The 18,615-nt window shown below is 71.2% G+C and carries 19 protein-coding genes and 1 rRNA gene; 18 read left to right on the forward strand and 2 right to left on the reverse strand.

Annotated features, from left to right (window positions below; genetic code table 11):
• Nucleotides 1–78, forward strand: a 5S ribosomal RNA gene (rrf, locus tag ACI3KX_RS19660); the annotation flags it as partial.
• A 45-nt stretch (nucleotides 79–123) separates the two neighbouring features.
• Here the strand turns inward: rrf and ACI3KX_RS19665 are convergent.
• Nucleotides 124–1,503 (reverse strand): hypothetical protein, encoded by a 1,380-nt coding sequence (locus tag ACI3KX_RS19665; protein ID WP_363357622.1) that lies wholly within the window; start codon nucleotides 1,501–1,503, stop codon nucleotides 124–126.
• A 6-nt stretch (nucleotides 1,504–1,509) separates the two neighbouring features.
• Here ACI3KX_RS19665 and ACI3KX_RS19670 point away from each other — a divergent pair, with 6 nt between their 5' ends.
• The 17 genes from ACI3KX_RS19670 (at nucleotide 1,510) to der (ending at nucleotide 17,938) form a co-directional block, all read left to right on the forward strand.
• Nucleotides 1,510–2,508 carry a hypothetical protein gene (locus ACI3KX_RS19670; RefSeq protein WP_363357621.1) on the forward strand — a complete coding sequence of 333 codons (999 nt, stop codon included), beginning with the start codon at nucleotides 1,510–1,512 and terminating at the stop codon, nucleotides 2,506–2,508.
• Nucleotides 2,508–3,545, forward strand: coding sequence for an HAD-IIA family hydrolase (locus ACI3KX_RS19675; RefSeq protein WP_363357620.1), 1,038 nt, complete (start codon nucleotides 2,508–2,510; stop codon nucleotides 3,543–3,545). The genes ACI3KX_RS19670 and ACI3KX_RS19675 overlap by 1 nt, the downstream gene beginning before the upstream one ends.
• Before the next feature lie 61 nt (nucleotides 3,546–3,606).
• Entirely contained in the window at nucleotides 3,607–3,765 is a 159-nt protein-coding gene (locus tag ACI3KX_RS19680; RefSeq protein ID WP_349427864.1) for a hypothetical protein, read from the forward strand.
• A complete protein-coding gene (locus ACI3KX_RS19685) occupies nucleotides 3,762–4,562 on the forward strand; it encodes a TlyA family RNA methyltransferase (RefSeq protein ID WP_404910790.1) in 801 nt (266 codons plus the stop codon). The genes ACI3KX_RS19680 and ACI3KX_RS19685 overlap by 4 nt, the downstream gene beginning before the upstream one ends.
• Nucleotides 4,559–5,548 (forward strand): NAD kinase, encoded by a 990-nt coding sequence (locus ACI3KX_RS19690; RefSeq protein ID WP_363357617.1) that lies wholly within the window; start codon nucleotides 4,559–4,561, stop codon nucleotides 5,546–5,548. The genes ACI3KX_RS19685 and ACI3KX_RS19690 overlap by 4 nt, the downstream gene beginning before the upstream one ends.
• Entirely contained in the window at nucleotides 5,545–7,236 is a 1,692-nt protein-coding gene (recN, locus tag ACI3KX_RS19695; RefSeq protein ID WP_404910791.1) for a DNA repair protein RecN, read from the forward strand. The genes ACI3KX_RS19690 and recN overlap by 4 nt, the downstream gene beginning before the upstream one ends.
• A gap of 77 nt (nucleotides 7,237–7,313) precedes the next feature.
• Entirely contained in the window at nucleotides 7,314–9,029 is a 1,716-nt protein-coding gene (locus ACI3KX_RS19700; RefSeq protein WP_363357654.1) for a CTP synthase, read from the forward strand.
• 16 nt (nucleotides 9,030–9,045) lie between these two features.
• Nucleotides 9,046–9,663 (forward strand): NUDIX hydrolase, encoded by a 618-nt coding sequence (locus ACI3KX_RS19705; RefSeq protein ID WP_363357653.1) that lies wholly within the window; start codon nucleotides 9,046–9,048, stop codon nucleotides 9,661–9,663.
• Nucleotides 9,664–9,680: 17 nt separating this feature from the next.
• Entirely contained in the window at nucleotides 9,681–10,631 is a 951-nt protein-coding gene (gene xerD / locus ACI3KX_RS19710; RefSeq protein ID WP_363357615.1) for a site-specific tyrosine recombinase XerD, read from the forward strand.
• An 86-nt stretch (nucleotides 10,632–10,717) separates the two neighbouring features.
• Nucleotides 10,718–11,236 carry a septum formation family protein gene (locus ACI3KX_RS19715; protein WP_404910792.1) on the forward strand — a complete coding sequence of 173 codons (519 nt, stop codon included), beginning with the start codon at nucleotides 10,718–10,720 and terminating at the stop codon, nucleotides 11,234–11,236.
• A 128-nt stretch (nucleotides 11,237–11,364) separates the two neighbouring features.
• On the forward strand, nucleotides 11,365–12,255 hold the full coding sequence (locus ACI3KX_RS19720) for a ParA family protein (protein ID WP_349427858.1): 891 nt from the start codon (nucleotides 11,365–11,367) through the stop codon (nucleotides 12,253–12,255).
• Nucleotides 12,239–13,042 carry a ScpA family protein gene (locus ACI3KX_RS19725; protein WP_349427857.1) on the forward strand — a complete coding sequence of 268 codons (804 nt, stop codon included), beginning with the start codon at nucleotides 12,239–12,241 and terminating at the stop codon, nucleotides 13,040–13,042. The genes ACI3KX_RS19720 and ACI3KX_RS19725 overlap by 17 nt, the downstream gene beginning before the upstream one ends.
• Nucleotides 13,032–13,631 (forward strand): SMC-Scp complex subunit ScpB, encoded by a 600-nt coding sequence (gene scpB, locus ACI3KX_RS19730; protein ID WP_404910793.1) that lies wholly within the window; start codon nucleotides 13,032–13,034, stop codon nucleotides 13,629–13,631. Before ACI3KX_RS19725 ends, scpB begins: the two co-directional genes overlap by 11 nt.
• Complete coding sequence (locus ACI3KX_RS19735; protein WP_404910794.1) at nucleotides 13,628–14,461, forward strand: pseudouridine synthase; 834 nt, start codon at nucleotides 13,628–13,630, stop codon at nucleotides 14,459–14,461. The genes scpB and ACI3KX_RS19735 overlap by 4 nt, the downstream gene beginning before the upstream one ends.
• A gap of 34 nt (nucleotides 14,462–14,495) precedes the next feature.
• Nucleotides 14,496–15,638 (forward strand): prephenate dehydrogenase, encoded by a 1,143-nt coding sequence (locus ACI3KX_RS19740; protein WP_404910795.1) that lies wholly within the window; start codon nucleotides 14,496–14,498, stop codon nucleotides 15,636–15,638.
• Nucleotides 15,631–16,395, forward strand: a complete 765-nt coding sequence (gene cmk, locus ACI3KX_RS19745) for a (d)CMP kinase (protein WP_404910796.1) — start codon at nucleotides 15,631–15,633, stop codon at nucleotides 16,393–16,395. Before ACI3KX_RS19740 ends, cmk begins: the two co-directional genes overlap by 8 nt.
• 1 nt (nucleotide 16,396) lies before the next feature.
• Entirely contained in the window at nucleotides 16,397–17,938 is a 1,542-nt protein-coding gene (gene der, locus ACI3KX_RS19750; protein WP_349427853.1) for a ribosome biogenesis GTPase Der, read from the forward strand.
• Nucleotides 17,939–17,990: 52 nt separating this feature from the next.
• Here the strand turns inward: der and ACI3KX_RS19755 are convergent, their stop codons facing one another.
• Nucleotides 17,991–18,416, reverse strand: coding sequence for a GNAT family N-acetyltransferase (locus ACI3KX_RS19755; protein ID WP_404910797.1), 426 nt, complete (start codon nucleotides 18,414–18,416; stop codon nucleotides 17,991–17,993).
• Nucleotides 18,417–18,615 lie beyond the last annotated feature (199 nt).

Raw genomic sequence — 18,615 nt, forward strand, 5'->3', positions numbered from 1 at the left:
CCGAACCCGGAAGCTAAGCCTCTCAGCGCCGATGGTACTGCAGGGGGGACCCTGTGGGAGAGTAGGACACCGCCGGACACCCATTCACGCAATGGCCACCCCTGATGGGGTGGCCATTGCGCGTTAACAGGGTGGATTGCCGACGCAGACCGCATCCAGGAGGATCGAAGAATGGCAGAGCAGGAGCCGCGCGACGACAGACGCGCGCCGAGCGAACGATCCGACGGGAAGCAGTCGCCGGCACGAGCCGACCGCAAGCCGTACCAGAAACGAGACGGCGACCGTAAGCCGTACCAGAAGCGCGAGGGTGATCGCCCGTCCGCAGCTCGCGATGGGGACCGTAAGCCGTATCAGAAGCGCGAGGGTGATCGCCCGTCCGCAGCTCGCGATGGGGACCGGAAGCCGTATCAGAAGCGTGACGGCGACCGTCCCTACGCAGGTCGTGATGGGGACCGGAAGCCGTATCAGAAGCGTGACGGCGACCGTCCCTACGCAGGTCGTGATGGGGACCGGAAGCCGTATCAGAAGCGTGACGGCGACCGTCCCTACGCAGCTCGCGATGGGGACCGGAAGCCCTACCAGAAGCGTGACGGCGACCGTCCCTACGCAACTCGCGATGGCGACCGTAAGCCGTACCAGAAGCGTGACGGCGACCGCCCGTACGCTCCCCGTGACGGCGCGCGTTCGTACGCGCCGCGTGATGCCGGGGACCGCAAGCCCTACCAGAAGCGCGAGGGGGACCGCCCCTACGCTCCCCGCGATGGCGACCGTAAGCCGTATCAGAGGCGCGACGGTGACCGTCCCTATGCACCTCGGGATGGCGAGCGTTCTTACACCCCGCGTGATGGTGGTGACCGCAAGCCTTATCAGAAGCGCGACGGCGACCGCCCCTATGCACCTCGTGACGGTGAGCGTTCTTACACCCCGCGTGATGGTGGTGACCGCAAGCCTTATCAGAAGCGTGATGGCGACCGTCCGTACGCGCCTCGAGATGGCGACCGTAAGCCCTACCAGAAGCGCGACGGTGACCGCCCCTACACACCCCGCGACGGGGGAGACCGTAAGCCGTACCAGAAGCGCGACGGTGACCGCCCCTATGCCCCCCGTGACGGTGAGCGTTCCTACACCCCGCGCGATGGCGGCGACCGCAAGCCCTACCAGAAGCGCGACGGCGACCGCCCCTACACGCCCCGCGACGGGGGAGACCGTAAGCCGTACCAGAAGCGCGACGGTGACCGCCCCTACGCTCCCCGTGACGGTGAGCGTTCCTACACGCCCCGCGATGGCGGGGACCGCAAGCCGTACGAGCGGAGCGCGCGCCCGACCCGCGGCGGGGCGAACCGCCCCGATCGCGAGGTCCGCGAGGGTGAGATCCGACCGGTCCGTCCGCGGCACGACGACCCGTTCATCCCCGATGACGTCACCGCGCGCGACCTGCCGCCGGCGGCGCGCAACGAGCTGAAGACGCTGAGCAAGGAGAACGCCGACGAAGTCGCGCGCCACCTTGCGATGGCATCGGAGCTCATCGACGAGGATCCCGCGCTGGCGCACCAGCATGCGCTGTCGGCATCCCGCCGGGCCGGGCGCATCGCGGTCGTCCGCGAGACCCTCGCGATCACCGCCTACGCGACCGGCGACTTCGCCCTCGCTCTGCGCGAGCTGCGCACCTACCGGCGCATCTCCGGCCGCGACGACCAGATCGCACTCATGGTCGACAGCGAGCGCGGCGTCGGGCGCGCCGATCGTGCCCTCGAGGTGGGCCGCTCCGTCGACCGCGCCACGCTGGACACTCCCGTCCGCGTGGAGCTGGCTATCGCGATGTCAGGCGCTCGTCTCGATCTCGGCGAGCCCGAGCGCGCTCTCCAGGAGCTCGACATCCCCGAACTCGACCCCGATCGCGCCTTCGAATGGAGCCCGGGCCTGTTCGCCGCGCGAGCCGCGGTGCTCGAAGAGCTCGGTCGCGCTGACGAGGCCGCGCAGTGGCACCGTCGTGCCGTCGTCGCCGGAGAGGCGATCGATGCGGCGACCGGTCTCGGCGATCTCGAGACGGTGCTCGTCGAGGAAGTCCTCGAGGAGGACGACGAGGACGAGTCGTTCGACGAGGACGAGGATCTCGATGACGCGGAAGACGGGGCCGAGGACGAGTCGTTCGACGAGGACGAGGATCTCGATGACGCGGAAGACGGGGCCGAGGACGAGTCGTTCGACGAGGACGAGGATCTCGATGACGCCGAAGACGAGGCCGACGATGAGACGTCCGACGAGGTCGACGCTCTCGACGAATCCGACGACGAGCGCGAACCCGAGGCCGAAGACGAACTCGAGTCAGAGGTCCCTGCCGAACCCGTGTCTGAGTCCGAGCCCGAGCTGAGCCCTGCGGAGGAGCTCTCGGTCGCCGACGAGGTCGCCGAGATCCTCGAGGAGGCCGGCGTCGACGAGCCGCGGCACGAAGCCGACGCAAGCACGGATGCGGAGGCGGACGCAGACACCGACGAGGCCGAGCGCTGATGGCGCTCTTCGGGAGGCGGGCGGCGATGCCCGCCCCGCTCGACGGTGTCGACGTCGTGCTCGCCGATCTCGACGGAGTCGTGTACGCCGGCGCGGGAGCGCTGCCGTACGCGGTCGAGAGTCTGAATCGCGCCCGGGACGGCCGGTCCCTGGCCTACATCACGAACAACGCGGCGCGCACCGACGCGTCGGTGGCGGCGCACCTGAGCGAGCTCGGTCTGCAGACCGCCCCGCGGGATGTCGTCACCAGCCCGCAGGCCGCGATGCGATTGCTCGCAGAGAGGATCGCGCCCGGATCGACCGTGCTCGTCGTGGGCGGAGATGGTCTCGTGGTCGAGGTCGAGAAGGCCGGCTTCGTCGTGACACGGAGCGCCGACGACGCCCCGGCGGCCGTCGTGCAGGGGTTCGCCCCCGAGGTCGGGTGGACACAGCTCGCCGAAGCGGCGTTCGCCCTGAAGACTCCCGAGGAGGAGGGCGGGATCCCCTGGGTCGCCACCAACACCGACTGGACGATCCCGCAGTCACGCGGCATCGCTCCCGGCAACGGCACGCTCGTGTCCGCGGTGCACACGGCGGTGGGCCGGCTCGCCACCGTGGCCGGCAAGCCCGAGACGCCCATCTTCCAGGAGGCTGTGGCGCGGTTCGAGGCGCGGCATCCGCTGTTCCTGGGCGACCGCCTGGACACCGACATCCTCGGCGCGAATCGTGCGGGCATCGCGTCGGCGCTCGTGCTGACGGGTGTGGACAGGCCCAAGCACGTGCTGGCGGCGCCGGAGAGTTCGCGGCCGACCTACATCCTCGGCGATCTTCGCGAACTTCATGAGCCGTACCCCGAGGTGCAGGTGAAAGACGGCGTCGCCACCGTGCGCGACGCGCGCGTCGCGATCGACGGTGCCGACATCCGCATCCTGAGCGAGGGGGACCGCGCGATCGACCTGGTGCGAGCGGGCGCCGCTGCCATCTGGTCGACCGGTCGTGCGATCTTCGGCTTCCGCGTGCCCGAGCGGCTGTACGCCGACCCGTTCCACCGGCCCTGACCACCGGTCACGGCCGCGTCGAATCCGGTCGACTGTCGCGGCGCCCCCGTAGTCTGGGGGCATGGATCAGGCCAGCCAGCATGACGACGAGACCGGCGACCTCCTGTCGACCCTCGAGGTGATCGAGGCGCAGCCCCTGGCCACGCGTGCCGACGCGTACGACACGCTGCACGACACGCTCGCCCGTCGCCTCGAGGCGACGCCCGGCTCCCCGTCATGACGGGCCGGCTCGACGCCGCCCTCGCCGCCCGCGGTCTTGCGCGCTCGCGCACCCACGCCGCGACGCTCATCTCGGAAGGCCTCGTCACCGTCGACGGCCGCGCCGTGGTGAAGCCCTCGACGCCGGTGGGCGACGACAGCCGGATCGAGGTCGCCGGCGCCGATCACTACGTCAGCCGCGCGGCGCACAAGCTGATCGCCGGACTCGACGCGTTCGACGTCGACGTCCGCGGCCGTGTGGCGCTGGACATGGGCGCTTCCACCGGCGGGGTCACCCAGGTGCTCCGCGAACGCGGCGCCGAGCCCGTGATCGCGGTGGATGTCGGACACGGGCAGCTCGCCGCGTCCGTCGCCGGCGACCCCGGCGTCGTCTCGATCGAAGGATTCAACGTCCGCTACATGACTCCGGACTCGCTCGCCGAGGCGAGCGGCGTGGCGGCGGCACCGTCGGTCATCACCGGCGACCTGTCGTTCATCTCGCTGTCCCACGTGCTGCCGGCGGCGACGGCTGTGGCGGCATCCGGTGCCGATCTGGTACTCCTCGTGAAACCTCAGTTCGAGGTGGGGCGCACCGCGGTGAAGGGCGGCCTCGTCACCAACCCGGTGCTGCGCGCCGACGCCGTCGCGCGCGTGCTCTGGTCGGCGTGGGACACGGGACTCGGCACGTGCGGCATCGTCTCCTCCCCGATCGCGGGCACGCACGGCAATTCCGAGTTCATCGTCCACCTCGCGCCGGGCCGGGGGAGCAATCCGACAGAATGGTTGAGCACCGTGAACCGACTGGCGGGGAGCCGATGAACAACGCCGACGCACCGCACGACACGCAGGCTCACACGCAGACCGAGCGCAGCATCCTGGTGGTGGCGCACGCGCATCGTGCCGAGACGGTCACCGCCGCCGAGCGGGTCGTCGACGCACTGCGCGCGGCGGGCGCGCGGCCGGTGTTCGCTCCCGACGACGCGGAGGAGCTGCTGGCTGCCGGTTCCACGCTCGGCGATGTGGCGCTGCTCGGACGCGACGTGCCGGTCGGTGAGGTGGAACTCGCGATCGTGCTGGGTGGTGACGGCACCATCCTGCGCGCCGCGGAGCTGGTGCGAGACGGACGCGCGCCCGTGCTGGGCATCAACATGGGCCACGTCGGCTTCCTCGCCGAGACCGAGCGCGACGACATGGACGAGGCCGTCCGCCGCGTCATCGCCCGCGAGTACGAGGTCGAGGAGCGCATGGCGCTGCAGGTGCGGGTGAAGGACACCGTCGACTCCGTGATCTACGAGACGTGGGCGCTCAACGAGGCGACGGTCGAGAAGGCCAGCCGCGAGCGCATGCTCGAGGTGGTGGTCGAGATCGACGGGCGTCCGCTGTCGACGTTCGGCTGCGACGGGATGGTCGTGTCGACGCCCACCGGGTCGACCGCCTACAACTTCTCCGCGGGCGGTCCGGTCATCTGGCCGACCGTCGAGGCGATCGCCGTGGTGCCGCTGTCGGCGCATGCGCTCTTCGCCAAGCCGCTCGTGGTGGGACCGGAGCATTCGGTGGCGATCGAGGTGCTCGAGCGCACGAACGGCACGGGCATCCTGTGGTGCGACGGCCGGCGGTCGCACGACCTGCCGCCCGGCGCCCGCGTCGTCGTGCGTCGCTCGGAGCGTCCGGTGCGCCTGGCGCGCCTGCATCCCGCGCAGTTCACGGATCGCCTCGTACGCAAGTTCCGCCTTCCGGTCGAGGGCTGGCGCGGCCCGGCCGCGATCACCGGCGTCCTGCCCGTCTCATCCGAGGTCGCACCGTGATCGAGGAGATGCGCCTGCGCGACCTCGGCGTGATCGCCGAGGCGACGCTGCCCATCGGCGCCGGCTTCACCGCGATCACGGGGGAGACCGGCGCGGGCAAGACGATGGTCGTCACCGGCCTGGGTCTGCTGCTCGGCCAGCGGGCCGACTCCGGCGCCGTTCGCGCGGGTGCCTCGCAGGCCACGGTCGACGGCGTGTGGATCGTGCCCGAGGACGGACCGGTCGCCGCACGCGTGCGCGAGGCGGGCGGCGACGTCGAGCCCATCGGGGGCGGCCGCGCCGAGCTCTACATCGGCCGCGCGATCTCGAGCGAGGGGCGCGGCCGGGCCTCCGTCGGCGGACGCGCGGCGCCGGCCGGGGTGCTCGCCGACCTCGCCGACGAGCTCGTGGTGGTGCATGGGCAGTCCGACCAGCTGCGCCTGCGTTCGGCGTCGGCGCAGCGCGACGCGCTCGACAGGTTCGGCGGCGAGGCGGTCCACACCGCGCGAGACAGGTACCGGCGGGCGTTCGAGCACTGGCGCGCGATCGATCGCGAGCTGTCGCAGCTCACCGACGATCGCGATGCGCGTGCCCGTGAGGCCCAGGACCTGCGGGCGCAGCTGGCCGAGATCGAGCAGGCGGCCCCGCAGCCGGGTGAGGACACCGAGCTCGCCGCGCGCGCCGAGCGGCTGGCGAACGCCGAAGAGCTGCGGGTCGCCGCCGCGACCGCGCACGACGGCCTCTCGGGCGAGGGCGACGAGCCCGACGCCGCCACGCTGCTGGCCGAGTCCCGCCGCGTTCTCGAGCGCGTGCACGATCCGGTGCTCGAAGAGCTCGCGGGTCAGCTGGCCGACCTCGGCTATCGCGTCGCCGACGTCGCCGCCGCACTCGCCGGCTATCTCGCCGACCTCGACGAGTCCGGCCCGCACGAGCTCGCCGCCGTCGAGGAGCGTCGCGCGGTGCTGGCGGGGCTGGTCCGCGCGCACGGCACGCTCGACGCCGCAATCGAGCTGCTCGACACCGGCTCCTCGCGCCTGGCGGAGCTGGACGACGACTCCGATCGGATCGAACGGCTGACCGAGGAGCGGGATGCCGCGGCCGCCGCTCTCGACGAGACCGCCGCCGTGCTCACCGCCGCGAGGACCGAGGCGGCGACGCGTCTGGGTTCCGCCGTCACGGCCGAGCTGCGTGCCCTCGCGATGCCCGATGCCCGACTCGAGGTCTCGGTCACCGCTGGCGCCGAGACGGCGTCGGGGCGCGACGATGTCTCGATCCTGCTGGCCCCGCACCCGGGTGCCGAGCCGCGCGCGGTCTCGCGCGGTGCGAGCGGCGGAGAGCTGAGCCGCGTCATGCTCGCCATCGAGGTCGTGATCGCCGCTGTCGACCCGGTGCCGACGTTCGTCTTCGACGAGGTGGATGCCGGCATCGGCGGCGCCGCGGCGATCGAGGTGGGCCGGCGTCTGGCCCGCCTGTCGGAGTCCTCGCAGGTGATCGCGGTCACCCATCTCGCACAGGTCGCGGCGTTCGCCGCCAACCATCTGACCGTCGTGAAGGCGAACGACGGCTCGGTGACGGCATCCGATGTCCGTCGCCTGGAAGGAGCCGACCGCGAGGCCGAGATGGCCCGCCTGCTGTCGGGCATGCCCGACTCGGATGCCGCCCTGACCCATGCGCGCGAGTTGCTGAGCTTGCGCACCGAAGTCGACTGAGATCCGGCGCCTGCTCCGCGTGTCCCCAGCTTCTGCGAAGCTCATCGAAATACAGCCTGATAGGATAAAAGCCCGTGATGCAGACTTCTGGTTCTTCCCGCGGCGACAGTTCGAACGACACCACCAAGCACATCTTCGTGACGGGTGGTGTCGTTTCCTCTTTGGGCAAGGGCCTCACCGCCGCGAGCCTCGGGAACCTCCTCACGGCGCGCGGCCTGCACGTCGTGATGCAGAAGCTCGACCCGTACCTGAACGTGGATCCGGGCACGATGAACCCGTTCCAGCACGGCGAGGTCTTCGTGACCGACGACGGCGCCGAGACCGATCTCGACATCGGCCACTACGAGCGCTTCCTCGACATCGAGCTGAGCCAGGCGGCGAACGTCACGACGGGCCAGATCTACTCGCAGGTGATCGCGAAGGAGCGGCGCGGCGAGTACCTCGGCGACACCGTGCAGGTGATCCCGCACATCACCGACGAGATCAAGCGCCGCATGCGGCTGCAGGCGGACGCGACGCCCAAGCCCGACGTCATCATCACCGAGATCGGCGGCACCGTCGGCGACATCGAGTCGCAGCCGTTCATCGAGTCGGCTCGCCAGATCCGTCATGAGCTCGGCCGCAGCAACGTCTTCTTCGTGCACGTGTCGCTCGTGCCGTTCATGGGCGCGTCCGGTGAGCAGAAGACCAAGCCCACCCAGCACTCGGTCGCGGCGCTGCGCTCGATCGGCATCCAGCCCGACGCGCTCGTGCTGCGCAGTGACCGCCCGGTCACGGAGTCCAACAAGCGCAAGATCGCGCTGATGTGCGACGTCGACGAGGGCGCCGTCGTGAACGCGGTCGACGTGCCGAGCATCTACGACATCCCGTCGATGCTGAACGAGCAGGGCCTCGACGAGTACATCGTCCGCACGCTCGGCCTCTCGAAGGCCGCCGACGTGGACTGGTCGCGGTGGCAGCGTGTGCTGAGCGCCGTGCACAACCCGAAGCACGAGGTCACGATCGGCCTGGTCGGCAAGTACATCGACCTGCCGGACGCCTACCTCTCGGTGACCGAGGCGCTCAAGGCGGGCGGGTTCGCGCAGGAGACGCACGTCAACATCCGCTGGATCCCGTCCGACGAGTGCGAGTCGCCGGAGGGGGCGGCCAAGGCGCTCGCGCCGCTCGACGGCATCGTGATCCCGGGCGGGTTCGGCATCCGCGGCATCGAGGGCAAGATCGGCGCACTCAAGTTCGCGCGCGAGCAGGGCATCCCGACGCTCGGCATCTGCCTCGGCCTGCAGTGCATCGTCATCGAGTACGCGCGTCACGTCGCCGGCATCGCCGACGCGTCGTCGAGCGAGTTCGACCCCGACACCGAGCACCCGGTGATCGCGACGATGGAGGAGCAGGTCGACATCCTCGACCACGGCGACCTCGGCGGCACGATGCGCCTCGGCCTCTACCCGGCCGACCTCACCGAGGGCTCCATCGCGGCCGAGGTGTACGGCACGACCCGCGCCTCCGAGCGCCACCGCCACCGCTACGAGGTCAACAACCGCTACCGCGACCGCATCGCCGAGGCCGGGTTGGTGTTCTCGGGCATCAACCCCGACCTCGATCTCGTCGAGTACGTCGAGCTGCCGCGCGACGTCCACCCGTACTACATCGCGACGCAGGCGCACCCCGAGCTGCGCTCGCGTCCCACCGACGCCAACCCGCTGTTCCGCGGACTGGTGGGCGCGGCGCTCGAGCGTCACCGCGCGAGCGAGCTGTTCGAGGTGGAGCCGTTCGATGAGCTCGCGGGGCGGTGACGTGACGGACGAGCGGATGCCGCAACCCGGCGCTCCCGCGACGCCCACGGCGGCGCTTCTCGCGGACGAGCCCGTCGACGCCGCGGTCCTCGAGAGCGAGCTGGTCTACGAGGGCCGCGTGTGGGACGTGCGCAGCGACACCGTCGCGTACGGCGACGGGCAGATCGTGCGCCAGTACGTCGACCATCCGGGGGCGGCCGCCGTCGTCGCCGTCGACGAGGACGGCCGGGTGCTGCTGATCCAGCAGTACCGGCATCCGATCCGCCTGCGCGATTGGGAGATCCCGGCGGGGCTGCTCGACATCGCGGGGGAGTCGCCCCTCGAGACCGCACGTCGCGAGCTCGCGGAGGAGGCAGACCTGGTCGCCTCGTCGTGGGAGCCGCTGGTGAGCATCTTCACGACCCCCGGCGGGAACGACGAGATCGTCCACCTGTTCCTCGCCCGCGACCTGGCGCCCGCCGACGACGTGCACGCCCGCGAGGACGAGGAGGCCGACATCCGCCTCGAGTGGGTGCCGCTCGCCGACGCCGTGGCCGGCATCTTCGCCGGACGGCTGCGCAACGGCATCCTCGCCGTCGGCGTCCTGGCCGCCGCGGAGCGGCTTCGCGGCGCGAAGGAGGACCCGGGCGCGTGAAGTGAAGACGGCCTGACATGAGGATCGATCGCGCGGTCGACGCCTACCTGCGCCATGTCGCCATCGAGCGCGGCCTGTCGGAGAACACCGTCGCGGCATACCGGCGCGATCTCTCGGGCTATGCGCAATGGCTGCGCGAGCAGGGCATCGACGACACGGCCGCGGTCACCTCGGTGACGCTCGCCAGCTTCGTCGCCGACAGAGCGGCCGGGCAGCCGCCGATCGCGGCATCGTCGCTGGCGCGCCTGCAGTCGTCGGTGCGGGGGCTGCACCGCTTCCTCGCGCGGGAGGGCATCGAGCCGGCCGATCCGTCGATGAACCTGCGTCCGCCGAAGCAGGCGCGACGGCTTCCGAAGGCGCTCACCATCGAGCAGGTCGAGTCGCTGCTGGATGCCTCGGGCCCGGCGCCGTCGACCGAGGCCGACGTGGCGGGCGCCGCGGGCGGGGCGCCGGGGGATCTGCTCGCGACGCGGGATCGCGCCCTCCTGGAGCTGCTGTACGCGACGGGGGCGCGGGTGTCGGAGATCGTGCAGCTCGACGTCGACGACGTCGCGCACGGAGACGTGCTGCGCGTGCGCGGCAAGGGCTCGAAGGAGCGGATCGTCCCGGTCGGCTCGTACGCGCGCGCGGCCGTCGATGCCTATCTCACACGCGCCCGCCCCGAGCTGTCGCTGCGCGGACGCGCGACGCCGAAGCTGTTCCTCGGAGCGCGGGGAGCTCCGCTGTCGCGCCAGAGCGCGTGGCTGATCATCCAGTCCGCTGCCGAGCGCGCGCACCTCACCGCGCACGTCTCGCCGCACACCCTGCGGCATTCGTTCGCCACCCACCTGCTGCAGGGCGGTGCCGACGTCCGCGTCGTGCAGGAGCTCCTCGGTCATGCCTCCGTGGCGACGACGCAGATCTACACCTACGTGTCGGTCGACGCGCTGCGCGACGTCTACGCCACGTCGCATCCGCGGGCACGTTAACGATTTCTCATGGAGTTCGAAACTCCGCCAGACTGTGCGATCGGGGATCCGCCACCCGGGCGGACCACCGATCTCCGGGGAATCGAATGAACAACACACGTGCTCGCATCTCGCTGGCTGCCGTCGTCGTGGCGGCGGCGGTCTCGCTCAGCGGCTGCTCGATCGTCGACCAGCTCCTGCCGTCGTCGCAGCCGGTCCGCGACGCCGAGACCGGCGAGGTGAGCGAGGCGGTCGACAATGCGGACGTGTTCGCCATCCGCGTCGGCGACTGCCTCAACACCGCGAACATGGACACGACCGAAGAGGTGAGCGACGTGCCCGTCGTTCCGTGCGACGAGCCGCACGACGACGAGGTGTACTACTCGTACTCGCTGGCCGACGGCGACTACCCGGGCGAGGACGCGATCATCGCGGATGCCGACACCACCTGCATCGCGGAGTTCGCGACGTTCATCGGCCTGGCGTACGAGTCGTCCACGCTCGACTACTGGCCGATGTACCCGACCACAGGGTCGTGGGAGAGCGGCGACCGCGAGGTGCTGTGCATCGCGTGGGATCCGGCCGGCGCCCAGCTGACCGGCACCCTCGCCGGCGCCGCGCGCTGATCGACGTCACGGCGCTCGCGCTCTGCGCGGGCGCCGCGACGCACGCATCTCCCGCTGCCGCGGCGCTTTGCTGAAGGATTCGGCGAGGGGCCACTAGGATCGAGCGAGCACGAGGAAGCGGGAGCACGGTGGCTGACAGCACGGCGAAGACCAGATCGGGGAAGGCCTCGGAGTCCGAGGTTCCCATCGGGCCTACCGGGCGTCCCTACCAGGGCTTCCCCACTCCGCCGAAGCTCGACGGCCACGGTCCTGCTCGCATCATCGCCCTCTGCAACCAGAAGGGCGGCGTCGGCAAGACGACGACCACCATCAACCTCGCCGCCGCGCTCGCCGGCTACGGTCGCAAGGTGCTCGCGGTCGACTTCGACCCGCAGGGTGCACTGTCGGCCGGTCTCGGCATCCAGACGCACGAGATCCCGACGATCTACGACCTGCTTCTCGACGGCAAGCGCGACCCGTACGACGTCGTCGTCCACTCGCGCGTCGAGAACCTCGACGTCATCCCGGCCAACATCGACCTGTCGGCCGCCGAGGTCCACCTCGTCAACGAGGTCGCGCGCGAGCAGACGCTGTCGCGCGCGCTGCGCAAGGTGTCCGCCGACTACGACGTCGTGCTCATCGACTGCCAGCCGTCGCTGGGCCTGCTGACCGTCAACGCGCTGACCGCCAGCCACGGCGTGGTGATCCCGCTCGAGTGCGAGTTCTTCGCCCTGCGCGGCGTCGCGATGCTGATCGAGACGATCGACAAGGTTCGGGACCGCCTCAACCCGACGATCGCCCTCGACGGCGTGCTCGCGACGATGTACGACTCGCGCACGCTGCACTCGCGCGAGGTGCTCGAGCGCGTGGTCGACGCGTTCGGCGACGACGTCCTCGAGACGGTCATCGGCCGTACCGTCAAGTTCCCGGATGCCTCGGTGTCAGGCATGCCGATCACCGAATTCGCGCCGGAGCACGCTGCCGCGCAGGCCTACCTGCGGCTGGCGCGAGAGCTGGTCGCCCGTGGCGCTGTCGCCTGATCAGGACTCTGGGTTCCGCGTCGCGCTGGCGAACTTCGACGGACCGTTCGACCTGCTGCTGACGCTGATCTCGAAGCACGAGCTCGACATCACCGAGGTGTCGCTCTCGCTCGTGACGAACGACTTCATCGCCTACCTGCGAGATCTGGGTCCAGATGAGGACCTTGATGAGGCGTCCGAGTTCCTCGTCGTCGCCGCGACGCTCCTCGACATGAAGGTTGCCGGGCTCCTGCCCCAGGGGGAGCTGGTGGACGCCGAGTCCGTCGCCCTGCTCGAGGCGCGCGACCTGCTGTTCGCGCGCCTCCTGCAGTACCGCGCGTTCAAGGAGGTCTCGGCGTGGTTCGAGCGCTGCCTCCGGCGCGAGGGCGTACGCCACACGCGGTCGGTGCGGCTCGACGAGAAGTACCGGCAGGCGGTGCCGGAGCTGGTCTGGTCGCTGAGCCCCGACGATTTCGCGGCCCTCGCGCTGCTGGCGATGACTCCGAAAGAGATCCCGCGCATCGGGTTCGACCACCTGCATGCGCCGCTGGTCAGCATCCGTGAGCAGGCCGCGATCGTGGTGACGCTGCTGCGGGATGCCGGATCCCTGACGTTCCGCGAGCTCATCGCGGGGGTCGGCCAGCCGGGTGTCGTCGTGGCGCGATTCCTGTCGGTGCTGGAGCTGTACCGCCACGCCGCCCTGTCCTTCGAACAGCTCGAGCCGCTCGGCGAGCTGACCCTCCGCTGGAGCGCGCAGCGCTGGAGCGACGAGAACCTCGCCACCCTGGGAGCCGACTATGACCGATGACGCTGCGCCGAATTCCCTGATCACGACCGACGTCGCGCGGCGGCTCGAGGCGATCCTGCTGATCGTCGAGGAGCCGCAGAGCCTGGTGAGCCTCGCAGCCGCGGTCGGCGCCCCCGTGCCCGCGGTGCGGCAGGCGATCGAGGCGCTCGTCGACGACTACGACGGCAAGTCCGGCGGGCCGGTGCGCGGCTTCGAGCTGCGCGAGGTCGGCGGCGGCTGGCGCCTGTACGTCCGCGAGGAGCTCGACGAGCTCGTCAGCGAGTTCGTCGGCGGCCAGGCGCCGTCGCGGCTGTCGCAGGCGGCGCTCGAGACGCTCGCCGTGATCGCCTACAAGCAGCCGGTGACCCGCAGCCAGGTCGCGTCGATCCGCGCGGTGAACGTGGACTCGGTCGTGCGGACGCTGCTGGCGCGCGGGCTCATCACCGAGCTCTTCGCGGATGCCGAGACCGGCGCCATCAACTACGGCACGACCGACGCGCTCCTCGTGCATCTCGGCATCAACTCACTGGACGAGCTGCCGCACATCTCACCGCTGCTGGACGGCGCGGACGAGGTCGGCGACAGCCTGGACGAAGGGATACGTCGATGACCGGCGGAGCAGCACAGGGACCGGGCGCGGAATCCACCGAGGGCGTGCGCCTGCAGAAGGTGCTGGCGAACGCCGGGGTCGCATCGCGGCGGGTCGCCGAGGACCTCATCGTCGCGGGCCGCGTCCGCGTCAACGGCGAGGTCGTCACCGAGCTCGGCTCGCGCATCGACCCCGAGAACGACCTGGTCGACGTCGACGGCACCGCCGTGCAGCTCGACCAGTCCAAGCGCTACGTCATGCTCAACAAGCCCACCGGCGTCGTGAGCTCGATGAAGGACGACCGTGGTCGCCCGGACCTGCGCCGATTCACGAAGGACTGGGACGAGCGGCTCTACAACGTGGGCCGATTGGATGCCGAGACCAGCGGCCTGCTCGTCCTCACGAACGACGGCGAGCTGGCGCACGTGCTGGCCCACCCCTCGTTCGGCGTCACCAAGGTGTACATCGCCAAGGTGGACGGACGGGTGACGCCGCAGACCATCCAGAGGCTCGTCCGCGGCGTCGAGCTCGAGGACGGCCCGATCGCCGCCGACAGGGCCCGGCTGCTGTCGTCGTCGGCCGAAGGCGGCGGGTCGCTCGTGGAGCTCACGCTTCATTCGGGGCGCAACCGGATCGTGCGCCGCATGATGGCGGCGGTCGGGCATCCGGTCGTCGAGCTCGTGCGGCGGCAGTTCGGGCCGCTCCACCTGGGAACCCTGCCAGCCGGGCGCGCCCGCGAGTTGACTAAAGTGGAGCGGGGCGCTCTGCTGACTCTCGCGCGCAGTGCGACTTCTTCCACGCCGGCGGAGGACGCGCCCGATACCCGCGACGGCGATCAGTCCGCGGAGTGAAGATCCCTCCCTGCGGGGCGAACAGGAGACGCAAGTGACCGACACGAGGCCGACCTCGGCGCGCGAGCGCGCCGGAGAGTCCGCGCTCGCTCCGCGCGTGCAGGGCACGGTGCGGATCGTCGGCGCAGGCCTTCTCGGAGCCAGCATCGGCCACGCGCTGACCGCCCGGGGCGTCGACGTCGCCCTCGACGACACCTCGCCATCGCAGCTGCGCCTGGCCGTCGACTACGGGGCGGGCCGGCATGCCGCCGACACCGACCAGCCGTCCCTCGTCGTCGTCGCCGTGCCGCCGGACGTCACCGCCGACGTCATCCAGCGCGAGCTCGCCCGCTACCCGGGCGCCGTCGTGACGGATGTCGCGAGCGTCAAGCTCGAGCCTCTCCGCACGCTCCGCGAGCGCGGCGTCGACCTCACGCATTACATCGGCTCTCACCCGCTGGCCGGGCGCGAGCGCGGGGGAGCGATCTCGGCGCGCGCCGACATCTTCGTCGGGCGGCCGTGGGTGGTGTGCCGCGACGAGGAGACGCCGTCGGCCGACCTCGCCCTCGTGGAGGGTCTGGCGCTCGATCTCGGCGCGACGCCGCTCGAGATGAGTCCCGAAGACCACGACCGTGCGGTCGCGCTCGTCTCGCACGTGCCGCAGTTGGTCGCCAGCCTCCTGGCCGGTCGCTTCGTCGACGCGCCCGACGGGTCGCTGCGCCTCGCGGGACAGGGCGTGCGCGACACGACCCGCATCGCGGCATCCGCCCCCGAACTGTGGGTGCAGATCCTCGGGGCCAACGCGGCGCCCGTCGTGGACGTGCTCGACCTGCTGGCGGCCGACCTGACCGCCGTCGCCGACGCGCTGCGCGCGCCCGACGCCCCCGGCTCGCGCCGCGCCGTCGCCGACACGATCCGTCGCGGCAACGACGGCGTCGAGCGCCTGCCCGGCAAGCACGGCCAGAACCGCCGCTTCGAGCAGGTCGTCGTCATGGTCGACGACACCCCCGGCCAGCTCGGCCGCCTGTTCGGCGAGCTCGGCGAGCTCGGCGTGAACGTGGAAGACCTGCGCCTCGAGCACTCGCCGGGCGCCCAGTTCGGCCTCGCCGAGATCAGCGTCGTCCCGAGCGCCGTGCGCCGGGCCGTCGACGGCCTCGAGTCGCGCGGCTGGAAGATTGCGAGCACCACCAATGACTGACTCCTCGACCTCCGCCGCGACGGATGGCAGCGCCGGCGCAGCCGGCGTCGTCGTCGTCGCCATCGACGGGCCGGCCGGCAGCGGCAAGTCGAGCGTCTCGAAGCAGGTCGCCCGCCGTCTCGGCTACGGGTACCTCGACACCGGCGCCGCCTACCGCGCACTGGCGTGGCACGCCCTGGAGCGCGGCGTTGACACGTCGGATGCGGCATCCATCCTCGACGTCACCGGCGATTTCGACTACGCGATCTCGCTGGACCCCGATGCGTACTGGGTGCGTGTCGGCGCGGCCGACGTGACCGAGGCGATCCGCGAGCCCCGCGTGTCGGATGCCGTGAGCGGCGTCGCCCGCGTCCCCGCCGTGCGCGAGTCCGTGAACCGGATGTTCCGCGCGCTGGTCGCGGCCTCCGGGCGTCCCGGTGTCGTCGTCGAAGGCCGCGACATCACGACGGTCGTCGCGCCCGACGCCCCCGTGCGCATCCTCCTCACTGCGGCACCGGAGGTGCGCGCGGCCCGTCGGAGCGCCGAGGTGACGACGCAGGATGCCGCGGCCGTCGCCGCCGCACTCCACCGGCGTGACGCCTCCGACTCGGCCGTCGTCGACTTCCTCACCGCCGCACCCGGCGTCGACGTCGTCGACTCGACCCACCTCGATTTCGACCAGACCGTGGATGCCGTGCTCGGCGTGATCCGGGCCGCAGAGCCGGCCCCGATGATCCAGGGCGCCCCCGCGGTCGACCCACTGCAGACAGGAGCCTGAGATGGCCGCCGACAACCCCGCCGACTTCGACGAGTTCGAAGACACCGCCGACGACCACCTCGCGGAGAACCTCGCCGCGCTGGACGACGACCTCGCCGAACAGCGTGCCGCCGCCCTGCGCGCCGGCCTCGAGGAGTACGACCTCGACCCGGAGGACGCCGAGCTGCTCGCTGGGCTGGTGCGCGGCGAGGACGGCATCGAGTTCCTCCCCGCGCTGCCCGTCGTCGCCATCGTCGGCCGGCCCAACGTCGGCAAGTCCGCCCTGGTGAACCGCATCCTCGGCCGCCGCGAGGCCGTCGTGGAGGACACCCCCGGCGTCACGCGCGACCGCGTCACGTACAAGGCGGAGTGGATGGATCGCCGGTTCACGATCGTCGACACCGGCGGGTGGGAGCCCGACGCCAAGGGCATCGACCGCTCCGTCGCGCTGCAGGCCGAGGTCGCGATCGACCTGTCGGACGTCGTGATGTTCGTCGTCGACGCCATGGTGGGCGCCACCTCCACCGACGAGCACGTCGTGCGCCTGCTGCGCAAGGCCGGCAAGCCCGTCTTCCTCGTCGCCAACAAGATCGATGACGCCCGTCAGGAGCCCGAGGCCGCGGCCCTGTGGAACCTCGGCCTCGGTGAGCCGTACCCGGTCTCGGCGATCCACGGCCGTGGCGTCGCCGACCTGCTCGACGAGATCGTCAAGGTGCTGCCCGACGTGTCGGCGGTCGCCAAGCACGAGATCGGCGGCCCGCGCCGCGTCGCGATCCTCGGACGCCCGAACGTCGGCAAGTCGTCCCTGCTCAACAAGGCCGCGGGCGAGGAGCGCGTCGTCGTCAACGAGCTCGCGGGCACCACCCGCGACCCCGTCGATGAGATCGTCGAGGTCGGCGGCAAGCTGTGGCGCTTCGTCGACACCGCCGGCATCCGTCGCCGCGTGCACCTGCAGCAGGGCGCGGACTTCTACGCGTCGCTGCGCACGTCGGCCGCGCTGGAGAAGGCGGAGGTCGCCGTCGTGGTGCTCGACGTCACGCAGCCGCTCAGCGAGCAGGACGTGCGCATCATCGACCTGGTGCTGGAGTCCGGGCGCGCACTCGTGCTCGCCTTCAACAAGTGGGACCGCCTGAACGACGACGACATGGACGGGCAGGACCGCCGCCGCTACCTCGAGCGCGAGATCGAGCAGGACCTCGCCCACGTCGCCTGGGCACCCCGCGTGAACATCTCGGCGCGCACCGGACGCCACCTCGACAAGCTCGTGCCGGCGCTCGAGACCGCGCTCGAGTCGTGGGACCAGCGCATCCCGACCGGCAAGTTCAACGCCTTCCTGTCGGAGCTCATCGCCGAGCACCCGCACCCGCTGCGGGGCGGCAAGCAGCCGCGCATCCTGTTCGGCACCCAGGCGTCCACGCGCCCGCCGACCTTCGTGCTGTTCACCACGGGCTTCCTCGACCCGGGCTACCGTCGGTTCATCCAACGCCGCCTCCGGGAGCTGTACGGCTTCGAGGGCACCCCGATCGTCATCAACATGCGGGTGCGCGAGCGCCGCCAGCGCTGACGCCCGCCGCCGCAACCGCGGGGAGGGCGGATGCCGCGGGTCGCGGCATCCGTCACCCGCCGGTGCGGTGGGCGAATGCCGGTCGCACCATGGCGGTCTCGTCGGGCTCGGCGAAGCCGAACTGCCGGTACAGGCCGTGCGCGTCGCCGGTGAAGAGCGTCCACCGCAGGTCGCGCCCGGGCCCGTCGTCGATCATGAGCTGCAGCAGCCGCTTGCCGAGCCCGTGGCCGCGATGCGCGTCGAGCACGAACACGTCGGCGAGGTAGGCGAAGCCGACTCCGTCCGACACTGCGCGAGCGAACCCGACCTGCTCGCCGGTATCGCTGCGATACGCGCCGACGACGCGCCAGGCATTGCCGAGCTGGGTCTCGACGTCGGCGCGCGTGCGCCAGCGTCCCCAGTAGGCCTCCGTCGACAGCCAGGCCCACACGACATCGTGCTGGATGTGGGCGGGGTCGTCGTCGAGGTCGTAGTCCATGGCGTCCATTCTGGCGAGTCCTCGCGTGACGACCGGCGGTCCGGTCACCGGCCGGTGGCTCGGTGGTATGACAGGCTGACGGTGAACGAAAGGCCGGCACAGTGACGATCGAGCCCTCCGCCCCCGGCGAGCCCCGGCGCCCGCACGGGCCGCGCGACCCGGGTGACGCGTGGGTGGTCGCACCCACGCGTCACCCGGG

The organism is Microbacterium sp. ZW CA_36 (assembly GCF_044987475.1).
GTDB lineage: Bacteria > Actinomycetota > Actinomycetes > Actinomycetales > Microbacteriaceae > Microbacterium.